Source organism: Pseudomonas sp. E102 (genome assembly GCF_052660185.1).
In genome coordinates this window covers 1,450,293-1,467,831 of record NZ_CP084025.1, presented here as the reverse complement: position 1 = coordinate 1,467,831, position 17,539 = coordinate 1,450,293, and the positions used below count along the sequence as shown (strand labels likewise).

Genomic DNA, 17,539 nt, shown 5'->3' with positions numbered 1-17,539 from the left:
TCGCCTCAGGCGATCGCCACGCGCGGGAATTGGCGGATGTTCTTGAGGAAATGCTCGGCCGGTTGCGGATGCCCCAGCAGATATCCTTGCAGTGAATCGCAGCCCAACTGCGTCAGGAAGTCCTGTTGTACATCGGTCTCCACCCCTTCGGCGACGATCCGCAGCCCCAGGGCCTGGCCGAGGGCGACGATGGCCGAGACGATGGCCGCGTCATCGCTGTCGTGCTCCAGGTCGCGCACGAAACCGCGATCGATCTTCAACTCGTTGGCCGGCAGGCGCTTGAGGTACATCAGGCTCGAATAGCCGGTGCCGAAGTCGTCGATGGACAGGTCCACGCCCATGTCCGACAGCTGTTGCAGCACCGTCATGCTCGCGTCCGCGTCGCTCATGGCAGTGGTCTCGGTGATTTCCAGCGTCAGGCTGTTGGCCGGCAAATGATGAGTTTCCAGCGCCTTGGCCACGCTCTGCACCAGGCCCGCATGGCAGAACTGCAAGGCCGAGAGATTCACCGCGATGCGCCAGTCGGTGTAGCCCAGCACGTACCATTCGCGCATCTGCCGGCAGGCTTCGTTGAGCACCCATTCGCCGATCGGAATGATCAACCCGGTCTTCTCCGCCAGGTCGATGAAGGTGTCGGGCATCAGCAGGCCCTGGGTTGGATGAGTCCAGCGCAGCAGCGCTTCGGCACCTACCGGACGGCCCTTCGCGGCGTCGAACTTGGGCTGGTAATGCAGGCTGAACTGCCGCTGCTCGACGGCGATGCGCAAGTCTTGCAGCAGTTGCAATTGCTTGCGGGCGTTGCTGTTCATCGAGGCGTCGAAGAAGCTGTAGCCGTTCTTGCCGGCGCCCTTGGCGTGATACATCGCCGCGTCCGCGTTCATCAACAGTTCATCGGCGCTCTGGCCGTTGCCCGGATAAAGCGAGATGCCGACACTGGCGGAGATCTGCAGGTCATGGTCGGCGACCCGGAACGTGCCGCCGATCAGTGCAACCTGCCGAGCGGCCAGGCGCAGGGCGTCGTCCGGCTCGGCCAGTTGCACCAGCAGGACGAACTCGTCGCCACCGATCCGTGCGAGGGTGTCCTGGTTGCGCAGATCCTCGCGCAGGCGCAGGGCCACGTCCCGCAGCAACAGGTCGCCCATGTGATGGCCAAACGCGTCGTTCACCGGTTTGAAGCCATCCAGGTCAATGAACATCAAGGCGAAACACCCGCCCTGTTCCTGCACGCGGTGCATGGCTTGGCCAATGCGATCGGCCAGCAAAACACGGTTGGGCAGTCCGGTCAGGGGGTCGTGCAATGCCAGTTGAGTCAGCTCCCGGTTGGCCTGGGTCAGCGACCTGGCCAACTCCGCCGTACGCGCTTCAAGGCGTGCGTCGAGGATGGAAGTCAGCAAGGTAATCGCCAGGATTGCCAGGGTGGTAATCAGCACCACATTGTCCAGCCCCTTGCCGCTCAAGCCATCCAGGGCCCCGCAGAAACTGCCTTCGCGGAATTGCGCCGCGGCCATGCCGGTGTAGTGCATGCCGACGATGGCGACGCCCATCACCACGGCGGCGCCGGCACGAGCCAGGCGTACGTGAGGCGTATTCTGGCGAAGATGAAAGGCGATCCATAACGCCGCCGCGCACGCTACGACGGCAATCAACAACGAAGCCCCGAACAGCGTCGGGTCGTAATCGATGCCCGGTTGCATCCGCAACGCGGCCATGCCGGTGTAATGCATGGCACTGATGCCAGTACCCATCACCAACGCGCCGAACGCCAAATGCCAGGCGCGCAGTTGTGGCTGGCTGACCAACCACAGCGCAAAGCCGCTGGAAAGGACGGCAATCAGCAAAGACAGCGCAGTGATCGCCAAATCGTAGCCAAGCTCCACCGGCAAGGTGAAAGCGAGCATGCCGATGAAATGCATGGACCAGATGCCCACCCCCATCGCCAACGCACCACCGGCCATCCAGAAGTGAACGGCGCGCCCCTGAGCGGTGGCGATACGCCCGGCCAGATCCAGCGCGGTGTAGGACGCCAGGATTGCAACAAACAGGGAAAACGAAACGAGAGCGGGTGAATAGCTGCCGATGAGCATGGGTTTTTTCTCGTGACCTTAAGGCCGTACTGCTTCCATGCCCGGTTGAAAGTTGGCGATTCTACACAGTCGCTACAGAAGTGCATCAAAAAGCCATCATACAAAAAATATTTGCGACGAAAGACACTGGGCTCCCCTGTAGCGGCCCTTATCCGCAGGGCGTCGTCCACCGGCCCATGTGGAATCAAGCTTGCTCGCGATGCGGTGCCCGGCACAAACAACCACCTGAGCCGGAACCGATTCGGCTAAGCTCTTCAGTTCCCCCCAGGAGCAGCCGGCATGACCCTAACGGATACCAAAGCCACAACCACCGCTTTGCTCGTGATCGACATCCAGAACGACTTCATCCCTGGCGGCCAACTGGCCGTGCCGGGTGGCGACGAAATCGTACCGCTGGTCAACCGACTCGGCCGTTCGTTCCTGAACGTCGTCTGCGCCCAGGACTGGCACCCCGCCGGGCACGCCTCGTTCGCCTCCAGCCATGAAGACAAGCAACCCTTCGACCTCATCCAGCTCCCCTACGGCGAACAAAAGCTCTGGCCCGATCACTGTGTCCAGGATACCCCGGGCGCCGCGCTGCACCCTGACCTCGACTTGCCTCATGCCCAATTGGTCATTCGCAAGGGGTGCAACCCGGCCATCGACAGTTACTCGGCCTTCATGGAAGCCGACCGCCAGACCCCGACCGGCCTGACCGGCTACTTCAAGGAACGCGGCATCGACACGGTGTACATGGTCGGATTGGCCCTGGACTTCTGCGTGATGTACTCGGCGCTGGACGCACGAATGGCTGGCTTCAACGCGATCGTCGTTCTGGACGCTTGCCGGGGCATCGATATCGACGGTTCGATGGACGCGGCCATGCGGCGCATGCAGGAGGCCGGCGTGCGGCTGATTCAATCCAGCGACATCGCCAGCCCGGCGTTTGCCGGATGACTGTTACTACCCGTATTCCCTTGTCACAGTGAGTTCCCATGCCCCGCCTCACCCGCACTCACCCGCGCCTTTCCTGGGCCACGATCATTGGCCTGGCCGCGGGTTTGTCGATTCCCGCTGACTCGGTCATCGGCAAGATCCTGATCGGCTGGAACGTCGAGGTCTGGACTTATCTGCTGTTGATGTTCTGGCTCACGGTGCGAGCCAAGGCACCGGACGTGAAGCGCATCGCCGAAATGGAAGACGAAAACGCCGGGCTCGTGTTGTTGATGGTTTGCATCGCAGCCTTGGCCAGCCTGGCGACCATCACCTTTGAACTGGCCGGCAGCCGCGACCTGCAAATGGCCGGCAAATGGCTGCACTATGGCGCGACCGCGTTGACCGTGATCGGCTCATGGTTGCTGATCGGAGTGATCTTCAGCGTTCACTACGCCCGGCTGTATTACACCTGGAACGGCAAGGAACCGGCGCTGCGTTTTGCCGAAGGCCTGGCCGCACCCAATTACTGGGATTTCCTGTACTTCTCGTTCACCATCGGCGTGGCGGTGCAGACCTCGGACGTGGGGGTTGCCACGCGGCAGTTGCGCAAGATCGTGTTGGCGCAGTCGTTGATCGGTTTTGTGTTCAATACGGCGATATTGGGGTTTTCGATCAATATTGCGGCGGGGTTGTTTGGATGATTTGAGCAGCTCCGCAGCCCAGCGGGGATAGATCCCATAAGTGCATCAACTGAATTGACCTGACAATCACGTCCATAAATCCGGTAATTGTCAGATCAGATCTGAACTTCTAATCCACCCATTGCCTTAGGGAGAATTCGCCTTTTACACTCACCCCTTCATTAAGCTCAACGTCGAAGTTTCCCTTGGCCAGCTTCCCCTCGTCATATTCATCAAACCGAATCGTTCCGCTCACCGCGGGACGTGTGTATTCATCCATACTGAAATCCATATAAACCTGTTCCGATGATGGGCCAACGTCATACGTGCCTGCACCGTTCACCACCCCCGGGGAGGGATTAATCCACATACTCTGGGGATTATTGAATCCCGACAATCCAGGTGGGTTGGTAAACGAAACTGATTCCGCTTTAAAATTAAACGTCGCAGCCATAGCGGTCATAAAACCTTGTGCTTCGGTTTTTTTTTCTGGGCTTCTTTTGTTCATGTCTGACTCCGCGAGATAGCTAATAAGTAAACACACGTCAGCAAACTAAAGCGATCTGCATGCCCGTACACCTGTCAACAATTACAGTACCGACAAACGGTTCGTCGGAATCTCTAACAGCAACATCACCCAGATGAGCGGTGGAACGAAGAATTGGGTTGGCGCCAATGGCATAAATCCCCTAGCCACAGGGACTGCATCAGGCTTCAAGGCGGCGTTGGCAGCCACAGCCTGAAGCGTGCCCCGTCCAGCGGCGAAGCCCCGACCGTCAGGGTGCCGCCTTGGGCTTGCAGGGCACGGCGGCTGATCGCCAGGCCGAGGCCGAAGCCGCCCGTGGCGCGGTCGCGGCTGCGGTCCAGGCGGTAGAACGGCTCGAAGACGCGCTCGCGCTCGCTGTCGGGAATGCCAATGCCATCGTCGTCGACCCAGATCTCACAGCCTTGATCACCCACCAGCACACCGACCTGGATGCGCTTTTCGCAATAACGCATGGCATTGCGCAACAGGTTCTGCAACGCCCGGGCGGTCAGGCGCGGGTCCAGCACGAAACGCTCCAGTGCGCCGTGCAGCAGCACGTCGATCACCACCTCCGGCGCGGCCAGGTCTTCGTCGAGGCTGCCCAGGATACTGTCGATGAACTCGTCCAGCGGCACTTCGACCCGCTCCGGCACCCGCTCCGGATTTTGCAAGCGGCTGTAGGACAGCAGTTCCAGCACCAACTCGTCCAGTTCGCGAATGTGCGCCACCAACCCTTGCAGACGCTCGCGACTGGCCGTCGGCATCTCCTCCGACAACGCCAGAGCGAGGCCAAAATCGAGCCGGGTCAAGGGCGTGCGCAGTTCATGGGACACGGCGTTTAGCAGGTCCCTCTGCTGGTTGAGCAGATTCTCGATGTCCCCGGCCATGGTGTCGAATACGTGGGCCAGGCTGCCAATGTTCGAGCGCGGCGCAATGTGCGTGCGCTCGCTCAAATGCCCCTTGCCGAAACGCTCGGCGGTGCGCTTCAGACGCTCCAGATCGCGCCAGTGCGGCCGCAACCAGAGCAGCAGGCAGCCCAGCATCGTCGCGCCGATCAGCACGTTGATGCTCCAATACAGCCAACTGACATCCGCCGGGTCGGGCGGCACGATCATCTTCACCGCCGTGCGCTCGTCCAGCGGCGCTGCCGCCAGGGTTCGCCAGCCCCAGTCACCGACGCGCACCACGTTCTCGCCACGTTTGAGACGCGCCTGTTCGGTTGCGGTGAAACCGGCGTCCTCGGTGGTCGCCAACTCGATGCGCAACGGCTCGAACTCCTTGTCCATCTGCGCCGCCAGCGCCGGCCATTGCTCGCTGGGCACGGCGCGGAACTGCTTGACCATCAACGTTTGCAGGCCACGGGAATAGTCGAGGTTGTAGGCCTGGAAACGCTCGTGGAACAGGCGGATCACCAGTTCCGGCATCAAATAGATTGCCGCGCTGTAGGAAACGATGGTGACCAGATAAAGGCGAATCAGCAGCTTCCACATCGATCAGCATTCCCACTCGGAACGGCTGAACAGATAACCCTTGCCCCACACGGTCTTGATCTTGCGCGCCTCGCCGGCGTTGTCGTCGAACTTGCGCCGCAGCTTGGAAATGGCCACATCCACCGAACGATCGGTGCCGTTGAACTCAATGCCGCGCAGCCGTTGCAGGATCTGGTCGCGGCTCAGTACTTCGCCGGAATGCCGGGCCAGCACCACCAGCAGGTTGTATTCGCCGCTGGACAGCTCGACCGCTTGGCCGCGCCAGGTCACGGTGCGTTCGGACAGGTCGATGCACAGGTTGCCCATGACGATGCGATCATTGACCGTCTGCGGCTCGGTCAGGCTACTGCGCCGCAACAACGTCCGCACTCGGGCGAGCAACACCCGTGGCTCGCAGGGTTTGGTGACATAGTCGTCGGCGCCCATCTCCAGGCCCAACACCTGGTCGTGGCTGTCGTCCCGGGCGGTGAGCATCAGGATTGGTAGAGTCGCCGAATCGGCCCGCAGCAAGCGGCAGACTTGCAAGCCGTCCAGCCCCGGCAGCATCAGATCGAGGATCACCAGGTCCGGCGGATTGACCCGCGCCCGCTCACGCACATGGTCGCCACGGTTGAGCACGCTGACGTGATAGCCGTTGCGTTCCAGGTAGCTGGCGATGAGTTCGCAGAGGGCGGCGTCGTCTTCGACGAGGAGGATGTTGGGCATGGTGTATCCAAAGGTACGAGGCGCTCAGAATCTCAAGCTGCGAAGGATATACGCCCTCATCCGCCGCTGAGCAAAACCCTTACATAATTTCACAACCATGTTCCCCACCACAAAACCCCAGCCTGGACACCTGTAATACTTGACAGTATACAAAAGTGCAGTACGGGCTCTATATAAGGAAACCAGACGCATGGCACAGCGTGCCGACTGGAGTATTCTCATTAACCTATGGAGTTCACCTATGAACAGCGCAGCCAGTAAATCTGCCTTACGTGCAACGGACGTTGACTTCACCGCCACTCTTGAGGACGGCTCCCCCTTTCGTGCCTCCGTAACCGAACTTAAAAGCTCCGTTACGCCAGGCCGCGGCGATATATGGATGGTGGTTGCCACCGAATGGGCAAACGGTCGTCCCAGAACGTTCACCATTACGTTCTCCAAAGATAGGAAAGACGCAACCAATGAACCGGTGACGGACCACGACCAACATGCAACTGTGCATTTCAATAATTATGAGGATCCGCAAAACCCGACGCTACAAAAAGCCAGGTCAGGAACGATCACTTACCATTTAAATCGCACAAGTTTAAATTTCTCAGGGTCTTTTCAAGTGAACATGGACAAAGCTGACGGCACGGGCCGCTTTCTATGCTCGGGGACATATGACACAGAGCTTAGTTAATAGAAATAGCCCCGGCGTCAAGCCGGGGCTACACATTCTACAAACTATAAAAATCTAGGTCCTGACCAACACAGGCTTACCATTTAAATTGCAGGCCTACCGTTCCCCCCACTGGCATTTCAATACCTTTACCATTCATGTACTCCACCTCCGCGTGAACTTGCCAGCGTTGCGACAAATTGATGGCCACGCCGGCCCCTAACTCGGCACGGGATCCAGAAAGATCATTATTGAATACGTTGTTGTTGACCTTGACTTCGTTATTCTTGGCAAATTCGTGCACCAACGCCGCACGAACGTAGGGTTGCACCATCGCTCCGTTGCGTAGCTGGATATCGCGCCCAGCTGTCATACCTGCCTTGCCGAGCAATGAGTAAGTAGTGTCGCCCTCAGCACGCAGGCCGTTGTTCAGTCGATAATCCTTGCCACCTATCGCCACCGCAGACCAGTGGGTAAAGGGCTCGATAAAATAGCCATCGTCAAGCTTGATATTGCGTCCAATCTCTACCGAACCGCCCAAGCCGGTGTTGTCGTAATCACCCTTGACCCGCTTGCCATCGCTCATACCAACCTTGGCATCGTTCTGGAAGCGGTTGAGCTTGAGAACGCTGTCCACGTAATAACCACTGGCCTCATCCATCCACGTCAGGTAAGTACCTAAGTAGTAGCTTTTGATCGTACCGGAAGTTCCACGATGCAAATCAAGGTCTGAAGTACTGTGACCCGCCATTACCCCCACCAGCCACTGCCCATCTCCCATTGGCAAAGGCGCATCGGCGCCGAGCGAGAAACCTTGCTGGGCCTGCCGGTATCCAGCCCCATAGCTATCCGACACGTTGTATTTATTGCCATACGCCCGCATCCAGGCACCGGACTTCTGTGGATTGAAGCGCAATTCCCCCATGCGACTGCGCAACGAGGTCAGCTCGCCATACCACACCGTCGGTGCGGTATTGAACAGTGCCATGACTGCCCGAGTGGAAGGGCTGACCCCACGAGCCGTAGGATCCAGGAACCAATCGTTACCGGAGGCACTTTGCTTCAATCCATAAGTAAATGCGCCCAGATCGACTTCACCACCGGCATTCGCCAGGGTAAAGGTCGCGTCCCCACTGGCAGTATGTACGACCTGGACCGGTTGGCCACTGGCGGGGTCGATGCCGCTACTGGCGATCATAAGCTGATGGTTGCCGGTGGCGGACCCGGTGACATTGAGTACATCGGTCTGGTTTGTCGCAAAATCGGTGCCGATCATGAACAGACCGTTACCGGACAGGTTTTCTACATTCAGTTGATAAAAAGCATTATCGGCACCGAATCTCACCGTACCGCCGTTTAAAGACAAATCGCCGACCTGACTGTTGCCCGTCATGGTCCAACTCGATTGAGCATCAATACCGACCGTCGCAACATTAGTCATGACGCCGGTCAATTGCGAGCCTTGCTGCAACGCTACTGCTGCCGTGCTGCCTCTATCAGCTGTTATGTCACCGGTCAACGACCCCTGGGTAAAAGTCAGCGCCGCGACACTGTTGTCGGAAACTTGAATGTTACCCGTCAAGTCGCTCAGTCCTACATTCATGGCTACGTCAGCGGCGCCCTTTGCTTCCAGGATCGTTGCGTTGCTCCCGGTCAGCGTCGAACCGTTGAGCACGTCAATCCGCGTGACCGGTGCCGAGCTACCCGCGTAATCCACAACAATGGCAGAACCGTTCTTCCCCTCGATGCTCGAACGATCAAGCTCTAGGCGATTGCCAACCGATACACCGCTTTCGAGCCCCAACGTGACGCCATTCTGACCGCCGATAATGCGTGTTCCGTTGCTTGCAAACGCCGAGGCGCCCAGCAGCGAAAGACCAAAACTCGTTGCTCCTGTGCCCTCAATGGTCGATTTCGAAAAAGTCAGGGTGCTATAGGCCGACGCACGAGCGCCACCTGTGGTGCCGGTAATGGTACTGTCGGTTGCCGTTACCGTTGAACCGGTTGTCGAAGTGACGGCACGCGCGGCTGATAATCCCAATCTATCCCCGGTGATGGTACTGCCATTGATCGTCGCGGTACTGTTGTCAAGTCGCAACGCAGAGGGCGCATTCCCACCAGCGACGGTAGTGTCAGATAAGTTGATGGTAGAACCATTACTTCCTGTAATCCTTCCAGTGGTAGCTCCGCTGGCATTCAACGTAGATTCAGAGGCCGAAATATCGAGCGTGTCTGCGCCATTGACGTTCAACGTTGACGTCTGCGCAAGCGTCCAGGCTTCCACCGGAGAACCGTTTGTGAGTGTCTGCTCCTGGCCGACTAACGTCCCGGCAAGCGACGGCTCAGCCAGGAACAATAAACATAATAATAACGAACTACCCACCTGGCCTGACATTCCAAGTGATCCTCTGTCGAATTTAACCAATTGCATATCGCTACCCGCGTTTCGTCATTTCGAATAAAAATGACAAGGCTAATTTTTATGAGCATCCCCTCTCACAGACGGCCGATAATCTACACCTCAGTTTCGCAATTTTATGTAGGATAAATCCCAATAAACAGCAGGATTTTTCTTTGCACTCTGTTATAGCGACGACGTCGGGGTACAACGTAGCATCCCCCGATTCCCGCCCCCACCTATTGAGTCGGTGTTCCTTCACAATAATTAAAGCTGTTATTCAGCAGTGAAACCTCGTTTAGAAACTCAAGCGACGATGTAAGCACCCCACCGATATCCACCTCATACCAAATTTTTATATAACCATTAGGCAAGCCGGAAGCGTGTGTCGGCTGGATAGGTTTGAGCTTTGTCAAGTAGGGCTCGATATTCTTGACAAACTGCCCACCCGTCGCCGCTCCGGTAATTTGGTAAGTTCCGAGATAGTCCGTGCCAGGGATTTCATCAAGTCCCAACGCATCGGTGGTTCCAACGGATTTAAGCGTAACAACCGTGCCGGGAGGCATATGCGTTGCATCTATGTCGACCGTAACGGGCAACGCGTATGTGCTCCTGTCCAAATATCGGCATGAAACAAGACCGTTAAACAACCGAACCGTTGGAGCTGGCAGTACAACCCGAACCGCATCGACCTGAACCTCGGTGGGGTACGATCGCATTACATTCCGACCGCCATCTTCCTCAATCGTCCAATAGGCAATTTTCTTTCCAACCCCGGCGCCATCGATGTCAGCGGCTGACATGTTAAAGGTCAATGGTGTCAAGGTCCCGGCCGTTAGGTTTTCGCTATACACTTCCACGCCGTTGAACCACAACCGGGCGACCTCATCGCCAATCGGCACCCACGCGCTTGCTGCATCGACGAGGGGCGTGCTGATAGTCGCCTCCTTTCCACGATCCTCTGGCGTTATATGGTTTGGAGTGCCAGAGCCACCAACGGCCACCACCGTGACCTTCACCATATTCGGATTTTCCAACGAGGGAAAAATCGGATTCACGGGGCCACGATAGCTAAAATCAAGAGCGGACTCTGCTGGAACGGATGGAACTGGGTTTTCTGTTGTTCGGGAAAATTGATATTCAGTAAATACAGCCGCTTGCGCGGTAGAGCTTCCCCAAAGCGCAATCAGCCTGTTCGTGGCCACCGGAAATTGGAGTACTTTATTAGGTGCCTCCTGGCCTAACTGCTGACTGCCTAAAGCAAACTCTGTACTACCGTTACCGTTAATAATCTTCGGAATGATCCGGTCCGTGTCTTGGCCATTAGTGGTATAGGGTACTTCTACATACACTGGGCTGGTCAGGTCCTCCAAGTCGACAACGTCCGGCAAGATGCCTTTCGGAATATAAGAGTCATGCAGTTGAGGCCGTGGCCGGCGACGGACATAGTAGCCACTCGCCAACGCGTCCTCGCTGATATTTCCAACCACATCTTCTAATACGTACCAGACGTAATATTGCCCGTCCAATTGCGGAATAGCTGCCGTTGGTACCGACACCTCCCCAGATGACGTTAGATCTTGGGTATGTACAGGCGTCCCGACACCGTAACTGTCCCCCGCATAGACGTGAATGACATCGTCATCACGATGAAAGTCATAGCTAACATTGATGGCCAGCTCCAGCGTGCTGTTATTGGCGAGCCAATCATCATCAATTTCTTGACCCGGAGCCAAATTTACAAATATGGCGGCCTCCGGCTTCAGCCTCATATTCGACTGTTTGTCATGCTCAGGTGCATACCGGTCAATTTCTGCTGGGAACCATGGCGACATGTCCGCGTTGCCGTCCGCGCCTTTGTAGTGGACAAATTGATATTCGTAAGTCGTTGACGCTTTCGATGCGTCATCATCCGCGAGCGCAATAGTGGATACCGGAATATTGAGTTCCGTCGGGCGACCTGTTACAGGGCCAAACTGGCCGTCAGCGACCATGGTACCGTCCCCCGTATCTGGCGCCTTCCGCTCATACAACTCCCACTCGTCACTGTCATGCGGGCTTGCAATATCACCGGTATGGAATCGAACCGTCATCGTCCCGGTGTCCAGCACCGATTTGGGGATCAGGTCGTCTATGATCTGTCCGACAATTTCGGGGGGATTCAGCAGAACGCCGGAGTCAGAATTTTTCGTGCGTAAGGCTGTCCGCGAGCGCTCAGCAATCTGCTTCAGCGTTAATACTTCACCGTTGGGACTTGTACTTGTACTGGTCATTTTTATTTCTCCATAAACTATAAACTGAACTGAACTGAACGAGACATCTTCAAATCTCAAAGAGATTCAATCGTCACCACGCCACCGAATCGAATGCAGCGCAAATCCTTAACGTCTGCCGAGACTATAAAAGAAAGCACCGCTCTCGAAGTTCCGTCTACCTCATACCTCATGCACCTTTGCTATCTTAGACAAATCCGCCACAAGGCTCCGTCTCGCCCGGAATGACTCGATCGATCTTGACCAAACCTTTCTTCGACCGACCTTTAGGAATTCCATTTCGATAAATCGTGTACTGAGCAATGCCGGAATCGCTATCCACCATAGGCTTTACATAGGGTACGAAAGGGATTTCCATGACAAATCCATAGGCCGCTTCGCTGTCACTTATCGTTTTGCGAAACTCGTAGATGGGCGTCAGTGCCGGAGGGCTGCCATTCAAAGTGCTAAATCCCTGCCACTCAAGAACACATTCGTCCTGCCCATTGAAAATCGATTCAGGCGCTATCGCCACCCTGACCTTTTCCCAGATTGGCACGGGCGAAGTGCAATTGAGATAACCCCATAAGTTGCTGTCCGGAAAGGTCGGCTCCGCCAAGGTTGGTACAAGCACCGGTGTATGATCGATCGTCAGTTTGCGAATCGGTGAAGGATCGAAATTTCCGTTAACACTATGCTCTAACAGATAGCGAATTTCGGCAGTACCGTCGACGCTCATCATTTGAGGCGTTATTGGAAATGTAAACTCCGGTCGATCATCTACCTGATAGTATCTGTTGTTAAAAATTACCGTTTCTGTTGGTGGATTTATTGGCTGCTTCCAATAAACCGTAAGCTCCGTATATATTCCGGGCTGCCCCGGAAAATCGGTCCAGCGCGTTATTCTTCCGGTCGTTCCGTTAGTCAGTTGTTCTAACGGAATACGGCCTTCCGGGTCCAGTTCACTCACGCCATCTATGCGCAAAGGTACAGCTGTGATTTGACCGTTCGGCTGTGCCATTTGTATCGTGCTCCGGATAAGTGCGCTGCGGGCGCACATTGCCTAACGAAGTCCACGATTCAATTAAGCGCCGGGTATATATGTTTGCCTACTGTCATATCTGACAGGTCAACCTACCGTTCATTGGGCCGGCGTCTCGGCGGGTACGCCTTGGGCTTCTCTAAGTTGTTCCACAGCACAGTGGGCAATTCGCTGGCACGCCTTCGCCAGTTCCATCCGACCTATCACTAACCCAATCCGAATATGCCCCGCCGCACTCGGCCCAAACGCCTCCCCCGCCAACACCGACACGCCATACCCGTCCAGCAGCCGCTCGGCAAACGTTTGGGCATCCAGCCCCGTCTCACGCACATCGACCATTACGAACATGCCGCCATCGGGTCGTACAGGTTTGAGCCCTGGACAGCCCTCAAGCGCCGCGCATACCAAGTCCCGACGTTGGCGATACTCCGCGCGCATCTGCGCCACTTCCGGCAGATCCCGTTCAAGGGCAACCAGGGCACCGCACTGGACGAAATCCGGCAAACCAAACAGCATGCACAGCGACAGATTGGAAAGGTGTTCAGCGAGAGGTTCGGGGCCAATGGCCCAGCCGATGCGCCAACCGGTCATGGCATGGGATTTGGACAGGCTGTTGATGGTGACGGTGCGCTCGGCCATGCCCGGCAGGCCGGCCGGGCTGATGTGCTCGCCTTCGTAGAGCAGGTCGCTGTAGACCTCATCGCTGATCAGCCACAGATCGTGTTCGATGCACAGTTGCGCCAGGGCTTGCCAGGTGCACAGCGGCAGGCTGGCGCCGGAGGGGTTGTTGGGGCTGTTGATCAGCATCGCACGGGTGCGCGGGGTGATCAGCCGGGCGACGTCGGCCGGCTGGACTCGGAAGCCGTTCTCCGGCGTCACCGCCACCGGCACCACTTTCGCTGCGCAGGCACCGAATGCCGCTTCGTAGGTGACGTACATCGGTTCGGGCGACGATCACTTCATCGCCAGGGTCGAGCAGGCATTGCGCGACGGCATAGACGCCGCATTGCGCGCCGGGCAGCACCGTAACGTGGCCCGCGCCCACTGGTTGGCCGCAGCGTTGTTGGTGCCGCCGGGCGATGCTGGCGCGCAGGCTGTACAAGCCGCTGGTGTCCGAATAGTGGGTATCGCCGGCACGCAGGCTGGCGACGGCGGCCTCGACAATGGCGGGCGGGGTGTCGAAATCCGGATCGCCCACCGAGAGCAACAGCACGTCCCTGCCCTCCCCGCGCATCGCCAGCGCCCGGTCATGAATGGCCCAGGCGGCAGCGCCGTCGCCAGTGATGCGTTGGGTCAGGGCTGAAAAGCGCATGTCATTTCCTTGTGAGTTGCGGTATTGAGCTCAACCCTATCTCAAATCCCGAAGCGCGCCACCGTTTGGATGGCCTTGCGCATTGACGCCCGGCCCTCGCCCATGGTCTGCTGTACGCCAGTTTGGGTGCCCTTCACAGGGTGAAACGGGAAACCGGTGAATCGTGTGCTTTACTTCAAGGCCACGTCAGTCCGGTGCTGCCCCCGCAACGGTAAGCGAGTGAAGCGTCGAAACCACTGTGCATGCGCATGGGAAGGGGACGCTTTCAGGCAAGGCTCAGGCCCTGCCCCTCGTGAGCCCGGAGACCGGCCCATGACTTCTTTTCAACAAACCCGCGGTGGGCGGGCGCTGTTCGAATCCCGGCGAGTCTTCGCCTGGGTTTTCACTGCGCTTGGTCCGCCCGCTGACACCAGAGGGAAGCGCCATGTCGACCATCAGCAGCACCGCCCGCACGACCAGTAGCACCGTCACCCTGAGCCAGCGCTTGAGCGCCGCGGTCCTTGCCTCGATTCTCGGCGCGGGCCTGGTGTATTTCGCCGGTTTCTCCCACATCGAAGCGGTGCACAACGCAGCCCACGACACACGGCACAGCGCCGCGTTCCCGTGCCATTGAGCGCCGACACCATGATCAAGCGTATCGCGCAAACCGCCGGTTTCAGTGGATTGTTGGCCGCCCTGCTGCTGACTCTTCTACAAAGTTTTTGGGTATCGCCGCTGATCCAGCAAGCCGAGACCTACGAAAAGGCCCCGGCCGCCGAGGTCCATGAACACGCCGCTGGGGTTGCACACAGCCATGACGCGCAAGCCTGGGAGCCCGAGGACGGCTGGCAACGCGTGCTCTCCACCACCGGCGGCAACCTGGTGGTCGCGGTGGGTTTTGCGCTGATGCTCGCGGGCCTGTACACCTTGCGTGAACCGACGCGCACATCCCAGGGTTTGCTCTGGGGCCTGGCCGGCCATGCCACCTTCGTCCTGGCGCCGACGCTGGGCTTGCCCCCGGAACTGCCGGGCACTGCTGCGGCGGATCTGGCCCAACGGCAGATGTGGTGGATCGGCACCGCTGCGTGCACGGCGGTGGGCATCGCCCTGATTGCGTTCGGTCGGCATTGGCTGTTGAAAGTGTTGGGCCTTGCGACCTTGCTGATTCCTCACGTCATTGGCGCCCCGCAGCCGGACGTGCATTCCATGCTCGCGCCCGAGGCGCTGGAAAGTGAGTTCAAGCTCGCTTCGCAATTGACCAATGTTGCGTTTTGGCTGGCCTTGGGCCTGATCAGCGCCTGGCTGTTCCGCCGTGGTGCACAGGCTCACGACCAAGCATGAGTGGCGGGTCGATCCTGGTGGTCGGCCTCGGCTGCCAGCGCGGTTGCCCGGCCAGCACGTTGCGGGCATTGCTTGAGCAGACGCTGCTGGCCCACGGTATCGCGCTCGACGAAATAAGGGCATTGGCGAGCATTGACCGCAAGCGTGACGAGCCGGGGCTGCTGGAGTTGGCAGCGCAATTATCGCTGCCGCTGACGTGTTTCAGCGCTGAACAACTGGCGGGTTATCAAGCACAGCTCAGCCATCGCTCAGCCATCGCTTTCGAGCATATGGGTTGCCATGGCGTCGCCGAAAGCGCCGCCCTCGCCCTGGCCGATCAACTGGGTGTTTCGCCCGCAAGATTGCGAGTTACCCGCCAGAAAGGCCCGCAGGCGACATTGGCATTGGCGATGGCTTTGTAACACTCGATAATCGCTCGCCGAATCATGAGCATTGCTCATGCACGCCCTCATCTTTGCATAGGAACCGGTCATGACCGTTTACTTCATCGGCGCCGGCCCTGGCGATCCGGAGCTGATCACCGTCAAGGGCCAGCGGCTGATTCGCAACTGCGCCGTGATCATCTACGCCGGCTCCCTGGTGCCAACGGCTGTGCTGGAAGGCCACCGCGCCGAACAAGTGGTCAACAGCGCCGAGCTGCACCTGGAACAGATCATCGATCTGATAAAGTCGGCACACCTCAACGGTCAGGATGTAGCGCGAGTGCACTCCGGCGACCCAAGCCTTTACGGCGCGATCGGCGAGCAGATCCGCTACCTGCGGGAGCTGGACATTCCTTTCGAAATCATCCCGGGCGTGACCGCCACTTCAGCCTGCGCCGCTCTGCTCGGTGCCGAGTTGACACTGCCGGACATATCCCAAAGCGTGATCCTGACCCGCTATGCCGACAAAACCGCCATGCCCACTGGAGAAGAGTTGGTCAGCCTGGCGCAACACGGCGCCACCATGGCGATTCACTTGGGCGTCAACCATCTGGAAAAAATCGTCGATGAGCTGCTACCCCACTACGGCGGCGATTGTCCGATTGCGGTAGTTCACCGGGCGACGTGGCCCGATCAGGATTGGGTGGTGGGGACGCTGGAGGATATTGCCGAAAAGGTACGGGCCAAGGGCTATCGGCGTACGGCGTTGATTCTGGTGGGACGGGTGTTGGGCAATGATGTATTCAGCGAATCATCGCTGTACCGCGCTGGACATGCGCATCTCTATCGGCCCTGACTTGTCGGCGCACCCGGATCCCTTGTGGGAGCGAGCCTGCTCGCGAAAGCGGTGGGTAAGCCACTGTGATGTTGGATTTGCTGGCCTCATCGCGAGCAAGCTCGCTCCCACTGGCACCGGCGGCGGTCCTAGGATGGCATGCTGGTCGCAAGCGCTTTTGTGGCGAGGGGATTTATCCCCGCTGGGCTGCGCAGCAGCCCTATCTCCCTAGATTTCGCGGCTTGATAAGGGGGCGCTACGCGCCCCAACGGGGATAAATCCCCTCGCCACAATCAGTAGTAGGCGTTTTCTTTCTGCGTATGGTCGGTCACGTCGCGTACGCCCTTGAGTTCCGGGATGCGCTCGAGCAAGGTGCGCTCGATGCCTTCCTTCAAGGTGACGTCGGCCTGGCCGCAGCCCTGGCAGCCGCCGCCGAACTGGAGTACGGCGATGCCGTCTTCCACCACGTCGATCAACGATACCTGGCCGCCGTGGCTGGCCAGCCCCGGGTTGATTTCGGTTTGCAGGTAGTAATTGATGCGCTCGTTGACCGGGCTGTCGGCGTTGACCATCGGCACCTTCGCGTTCGGTGCCTTGATGGTCAGCTGGCCGCCCATTCGGTCAGTGGCGTAGTCGACCACCGCATCGTCCAGGAAAGCTTCGCTGAACGAATCGATGTACGCGGTGAAGCTTTTGAGCCCCAGCGCGGTGTCTTCAGGTTTTTCTTCTCCCGGCTTGCAGTAGGCAATGCACGTCTCTGCGTACTGGGTGCCGGGCTGGGTGATGAAGATGCGGATCCCGATACCCGGGGTGTTCTGCTTGGACAGCAGGTCGGCCAGGTAATCGTGGGCGGCATCGGTAATGGTAATGGCGGTCATGGAAACTCCTCGCAGGCTTGCCGGCAGTTTACGCCAATCATCGCGCCGGACAAAGTCCTAGTATTTTTGTCAGGAAAGA

At 58.2% G+C, this 17,539-nt stretch carries 15 protein-coding genes, 1 pseudogene and 1 riboswitch; of the genes and pseudogenes, 7 read left to right on the top strand and 9 right to left on the bottom strand.

Translation table 11 applies throughout. The annotated features are described in order from the left end of the window. Positions 1-5: 5 nt before the first annotated feature. On the bottom strand, positions 6-2,084 hold the full coding sequence (locus DOCECA_RS06800) for a putative bifunctional diguanylate cyclase/phosphodiesterase (protein ID WP_434563521.1): 2,079 nt from the start codon (positions 2,082-2,084) through the stop codon (positions 6-8). Positions 2,085-2,363: 279 nt separating this feature from the next. Between DOCECA_RS06800 and pncA the strand changes: the two genes are divergently transcribed. Next, positions 2,364-3,020 (top strand): bifunctional nicotinamidase/pyrazinamidase, encoded by a 657-nt coding sequence (gene pncA / locus DOCECA_RS06795; RefSeq protein WP_445571642.1) that lies wholly within the window; start codon positions 2,364-2,366, stop codon positions 3,018-3,020. A 38-nt stretch (positions 3,021-3,058) separates the two neighbouring features. Continuing rightward, complete coding sequence (locus tag DOCECA_RS06790) at positions 3,059-3,700, top strand: DUF1345 domain-containing protein (protein WP_445571641.1); 642 nt, start codon at positions 3,059-3,061, stop codon at positions 3,698-3,700. A 109-nt stretch (positions 3,701-3,809) separates the two neighbouring features. Here DOCECA_RS06790 and DOCECA_RS06785 read toward each other — a convergent pair whose 3' ends face one another. From DOCECA_RS06785 to DOCECA_RS06775, 3 genes are all read right to left on the bottom strand, one after another. Then, entirely contained in the window at positions 3,810-4,187 is a 378-nt protein-coding gene (locus tag DOCECA_RS06785) for a hypothetical protein (protein WP_434610860.1), read from the bottom strand. Between the two features lie 206 nt (positions 4,188-4,393). Beyond that, the gene (locus DOCECA_RS06780) at positions 4,394-5,695 is read right to left on the bottom strand and encodes an ATP-binding protein (RefSeq protein ID WP_434610858.1); all 1,302 of its coding nucleotides are present in this window, start codon (positions 5,693-5,695) and stop codon (positions 4,394-4,396) included. A 3-nt stretch (positions 5,696-5,698) separates the two neighbouring features. Further along, on the bottom strand, positions 5,699-6,400 hold the full coding sequence (locus tag DOCECA_RS06775) for a response regulator (protein WP_434580680.1): 702 nt from the start codon (positions 6,398-6,400) through the stop codon (positions 5,699-5,701). A gap of 241 nt (positions 6,401-6,641) precedes the next feature. Here DOCECA_RS06775 and DOCECA_RS06770 point away from each other — a divergent pair, with 241 nt between their 5' ends. Beyond that, complete coding sequence (locus tag DOCECA_RS06770) at positions 6,642-7,082, top strand: hypothetical protein (RefSeq protein ID WP_434700928.1); 441 nt, start codon at positions 6,642-6,644, stop codon at positions 7,080-7,082. Between the two features lie 76 nt (positions 7,083-7,158). Here the strand turns inward: DOCECA_RS06770 and DOCECA_RS06765 are convergent, their stop codons facing one another. From DOCECA_RS06765 to DOCECA_RS06750, 4 genes and pseudogenes are all read right to left on the bottom strand, one after another. Further along, the gene (locus tag DOCECA_RS06765) at positions 7,159-9,456 is read right to left on the bottom strand and encodes an autotransporter outer membrane beta-barrel domain-containing protein (RefSeq protein WP_445571640.1); all 2,298 of its coding nucleotides are present in this window, start codon (positions 9,454-9,456) and stop codon (positions 7,159-7,161) included. Positions 9,457-9,698: 242 nt separating this feature from the next. After that, positions 9,699-11,732 carry a hypothetical protein gene (locus DOCECA_RS06760; protein ID WP_445571639.1) on the bottom strand — a complete coding sequence of 678 codons (2,034 nt, stop codon included), beginning with the start codon at positions 11,730-11,732 and terminating at the stop codon, positions 9,699-9,701. Between the two features lie 187 nt (positions 11,733-11,919). Then, positions 11,920-12,732, bottom strand: a complete 813-nt coding sequence (locus tag DOCECA_RS06755) for a hypothetical protein (protein WP_434610847.1) — start codon at positions 12,730-12,732, stop codon at positions 11,920-11,922. Between the two features lie 120 nt (positions 12,733-12,852). Continuing rightward, positions 12,853-14,065 (bottom strand): annotated as a pseudogene (locus DOCECA_RS06750) (pyridoxal phosphate-dependent aminotransferase). Positions 14,066-14,172: 107 nt separating this feature from the next. After that, a riboswitch (cobalamin riboswitch) is annotated at positions 14,173-14,393 on the top strand. Between the two features lie 96 nt (positions 14,394-14,489). Between DOCECA_RS06750 and DOCECA_RS06745 the strand changes: the two are divergent. From DOCECA_RS06745 to cobM, 4 genes are all read left to right on the top strand, one after another. Next, the gene (locus DOCECA_RS06745; protein ID WP_420764493.1) at positions 14,490-14,678 is read left to right on the top strand and encodes a CbtB domain-containing protein; all 189 of its coding nucleotides are present in this window, start codon (positions 14,490-14,492) and stop codon (positions 14,676-14,678) included. 11 nt (positions 14,679-14,689) lie between these two features. After that, positions 14,690-15,385: a CbtA family protein gene (locus DOCECA_RS06740; protein ID WP_434650683.1), complete on the top strand. Its 696-nt coding sequence runs from the start codon at positions 14,690-14,692 to the stop codon at positions 15,383-15,385. Beyond that, positions 15,382-15,786: a cobalamin biosynthesis protein gene (locus tag DOCECA_RS06735; protein ID WP_445571638.1), complete on the top strand. Its 405-nt coding sequence runs from the start codon at positions 15,382-15,384 to the stop codon at positions 15,784-15,786. Before DOCECA_RS06740 ends, DOCECA_RS06735 begins: the two co-directional genes overlap by 4 nt. Before the next feature lie 70 nt (positions 15,787-15,856). After that, a complete protein-coding gene (gene cobM / locus DOCECA_RS06730) occupies positions 15,857-16,603 on the top strand; it encodes a precorrin-4 C(11)-methyltransferase (RefSeq protein ID WP_445571637.1) in 747 nt (248 codons plus the stop codon). Positions 16,604-16,875: 272 nt separating this feature from the next. Here cobM and nfuA read toward each other — a convergent pair whose 3' ends face one another. After that, on the bottom strand, positions 16,876-17,460 hold the full coding sequence (nfuA, locus tag DOCECA_RS06725) for a Fe-S biogenesis protein NfuA (RefSeq protein WP_003182850.1): 585 nt from the start codon (positions 17,458-17,460) through the stop codon (positions 16,876-16,878). Positions 17,461-17,539 lie beyond the last annotated feature (79 nt).

What these genes read in the sequence shown, in the direction of transcription:
- DOCECA_RS06800 (WP_434563521.1), bottom strand. Translation starts at nt 2,084, where the DNA reads ATGCTCATCGGCAGCTATTCACCCGCTCTCGTTTCGTTTTCCCTGTTT.
- pncA (WP_445571642.1), top strand. Translation starts at nt 2,364, where the DNA reads ATGACCCTAACGGATACCAAAGCCACAACCACCGCTTTGCTCGTGATC.
- DOCECA_RS06790 (WP_445571641.1), top strand. Translation starts at nt 3,059, where the DNA reads ATGCCCCGCCTCACCCGCACTCACCCGCGCCTTTCCTGGGCCACGATC.
- DOCECA_RS06785 (WP_434610860.1), bottom strand. Translation starts at nt 4,187, where the DNA reads ATGAACAAAAGAAGCCCAGAAAAAAAAACCGAAGCACAAGGTTTTATG.
- DOCECA_RS06780 (WP_434610858.1), bottom strand. Translation starts at nt 5,695, where the DNA reads ATGTGGAAGCTGCTGATTCGCCTTTATCTGGTCACCATCGTTTCCTAC.
- DOCECA_RS06775 (WP_434580680.1), bottom strand. Translation starts at nt 6,400, where the DNA reads ATGCCCAACATCCTCCTCGTCGAAGACGACGCCGCCCTCTGCGAACTC.
- DOCECA_RS06770 (WP_434700928.1), top strand. Translation starts at nt 6,642, where the DNA reads ATGAACAGCGCAGCCAGTAAATCTGCCTTACGTGCAACGGACGTTGAC.
- DOCECA_RS06765 (WP_445571640.1), bottom strand. Translation starts at nt 9,456, where the DNA reads ATGTCAGGCCAGGTGGGTAGTTCGTTATTATTATGTTTATTGTTCCTG.
- DOCECA_RS06760 (WP_445571639.1), bottom strand. Translation starts at nt 11,732, where the DNA reads ATGACCAGTACAAGTACAAGTCCCAACGGTGAAGTATTAACGCTGAAG.
- DOCECA_RS06755 (WP_434610847.1), bottom strand. Translation starts at nt 12,732, where the DNA reads ATGGCACAGCCGAACGGTCAAATCACAGCTGTACCTTTGCGCATAGAT.
- DOCECA_RS06745 (WP_420764493.1), top strand. Translation starts at nt 14,490, where the DNA reads ATGTCGACCATCAGCAGCACCGCCCGCACGACCAGTAGCACCGTCACC.
- DOCECA_RS06740 (WP_434650683.1), top strand. Translation starts at nt 14,690, where the DNA reads ATGATCAAGCGTATCGCGCAAACCGCCGGTTTCAGTGGATTGTTGGCC.
- DOCECA_RS06735 (WP_445571638.1), top strand. Translation starts at nt 15,382, where the DNA reads ATGAGTGGCGGGTCGATCCTGGTGGTCGGCCTCGGCTGCCAGCGCGGT.
- cobM (WP_445571637.1), top strand. Translation starts at nt 15,857, where the DNA reads ATGACCGTTTACTTCATCGGCGCCGGCCCTGGCGATCCGGAGCTGATC.
- nfuA (WP_003182850.1), bottom strand. Translation starts at nt 17,460, where the DNA reads ATGACCGCCATTACCATTACCGATGCCGCCCACGATTACCTGGCCGAC.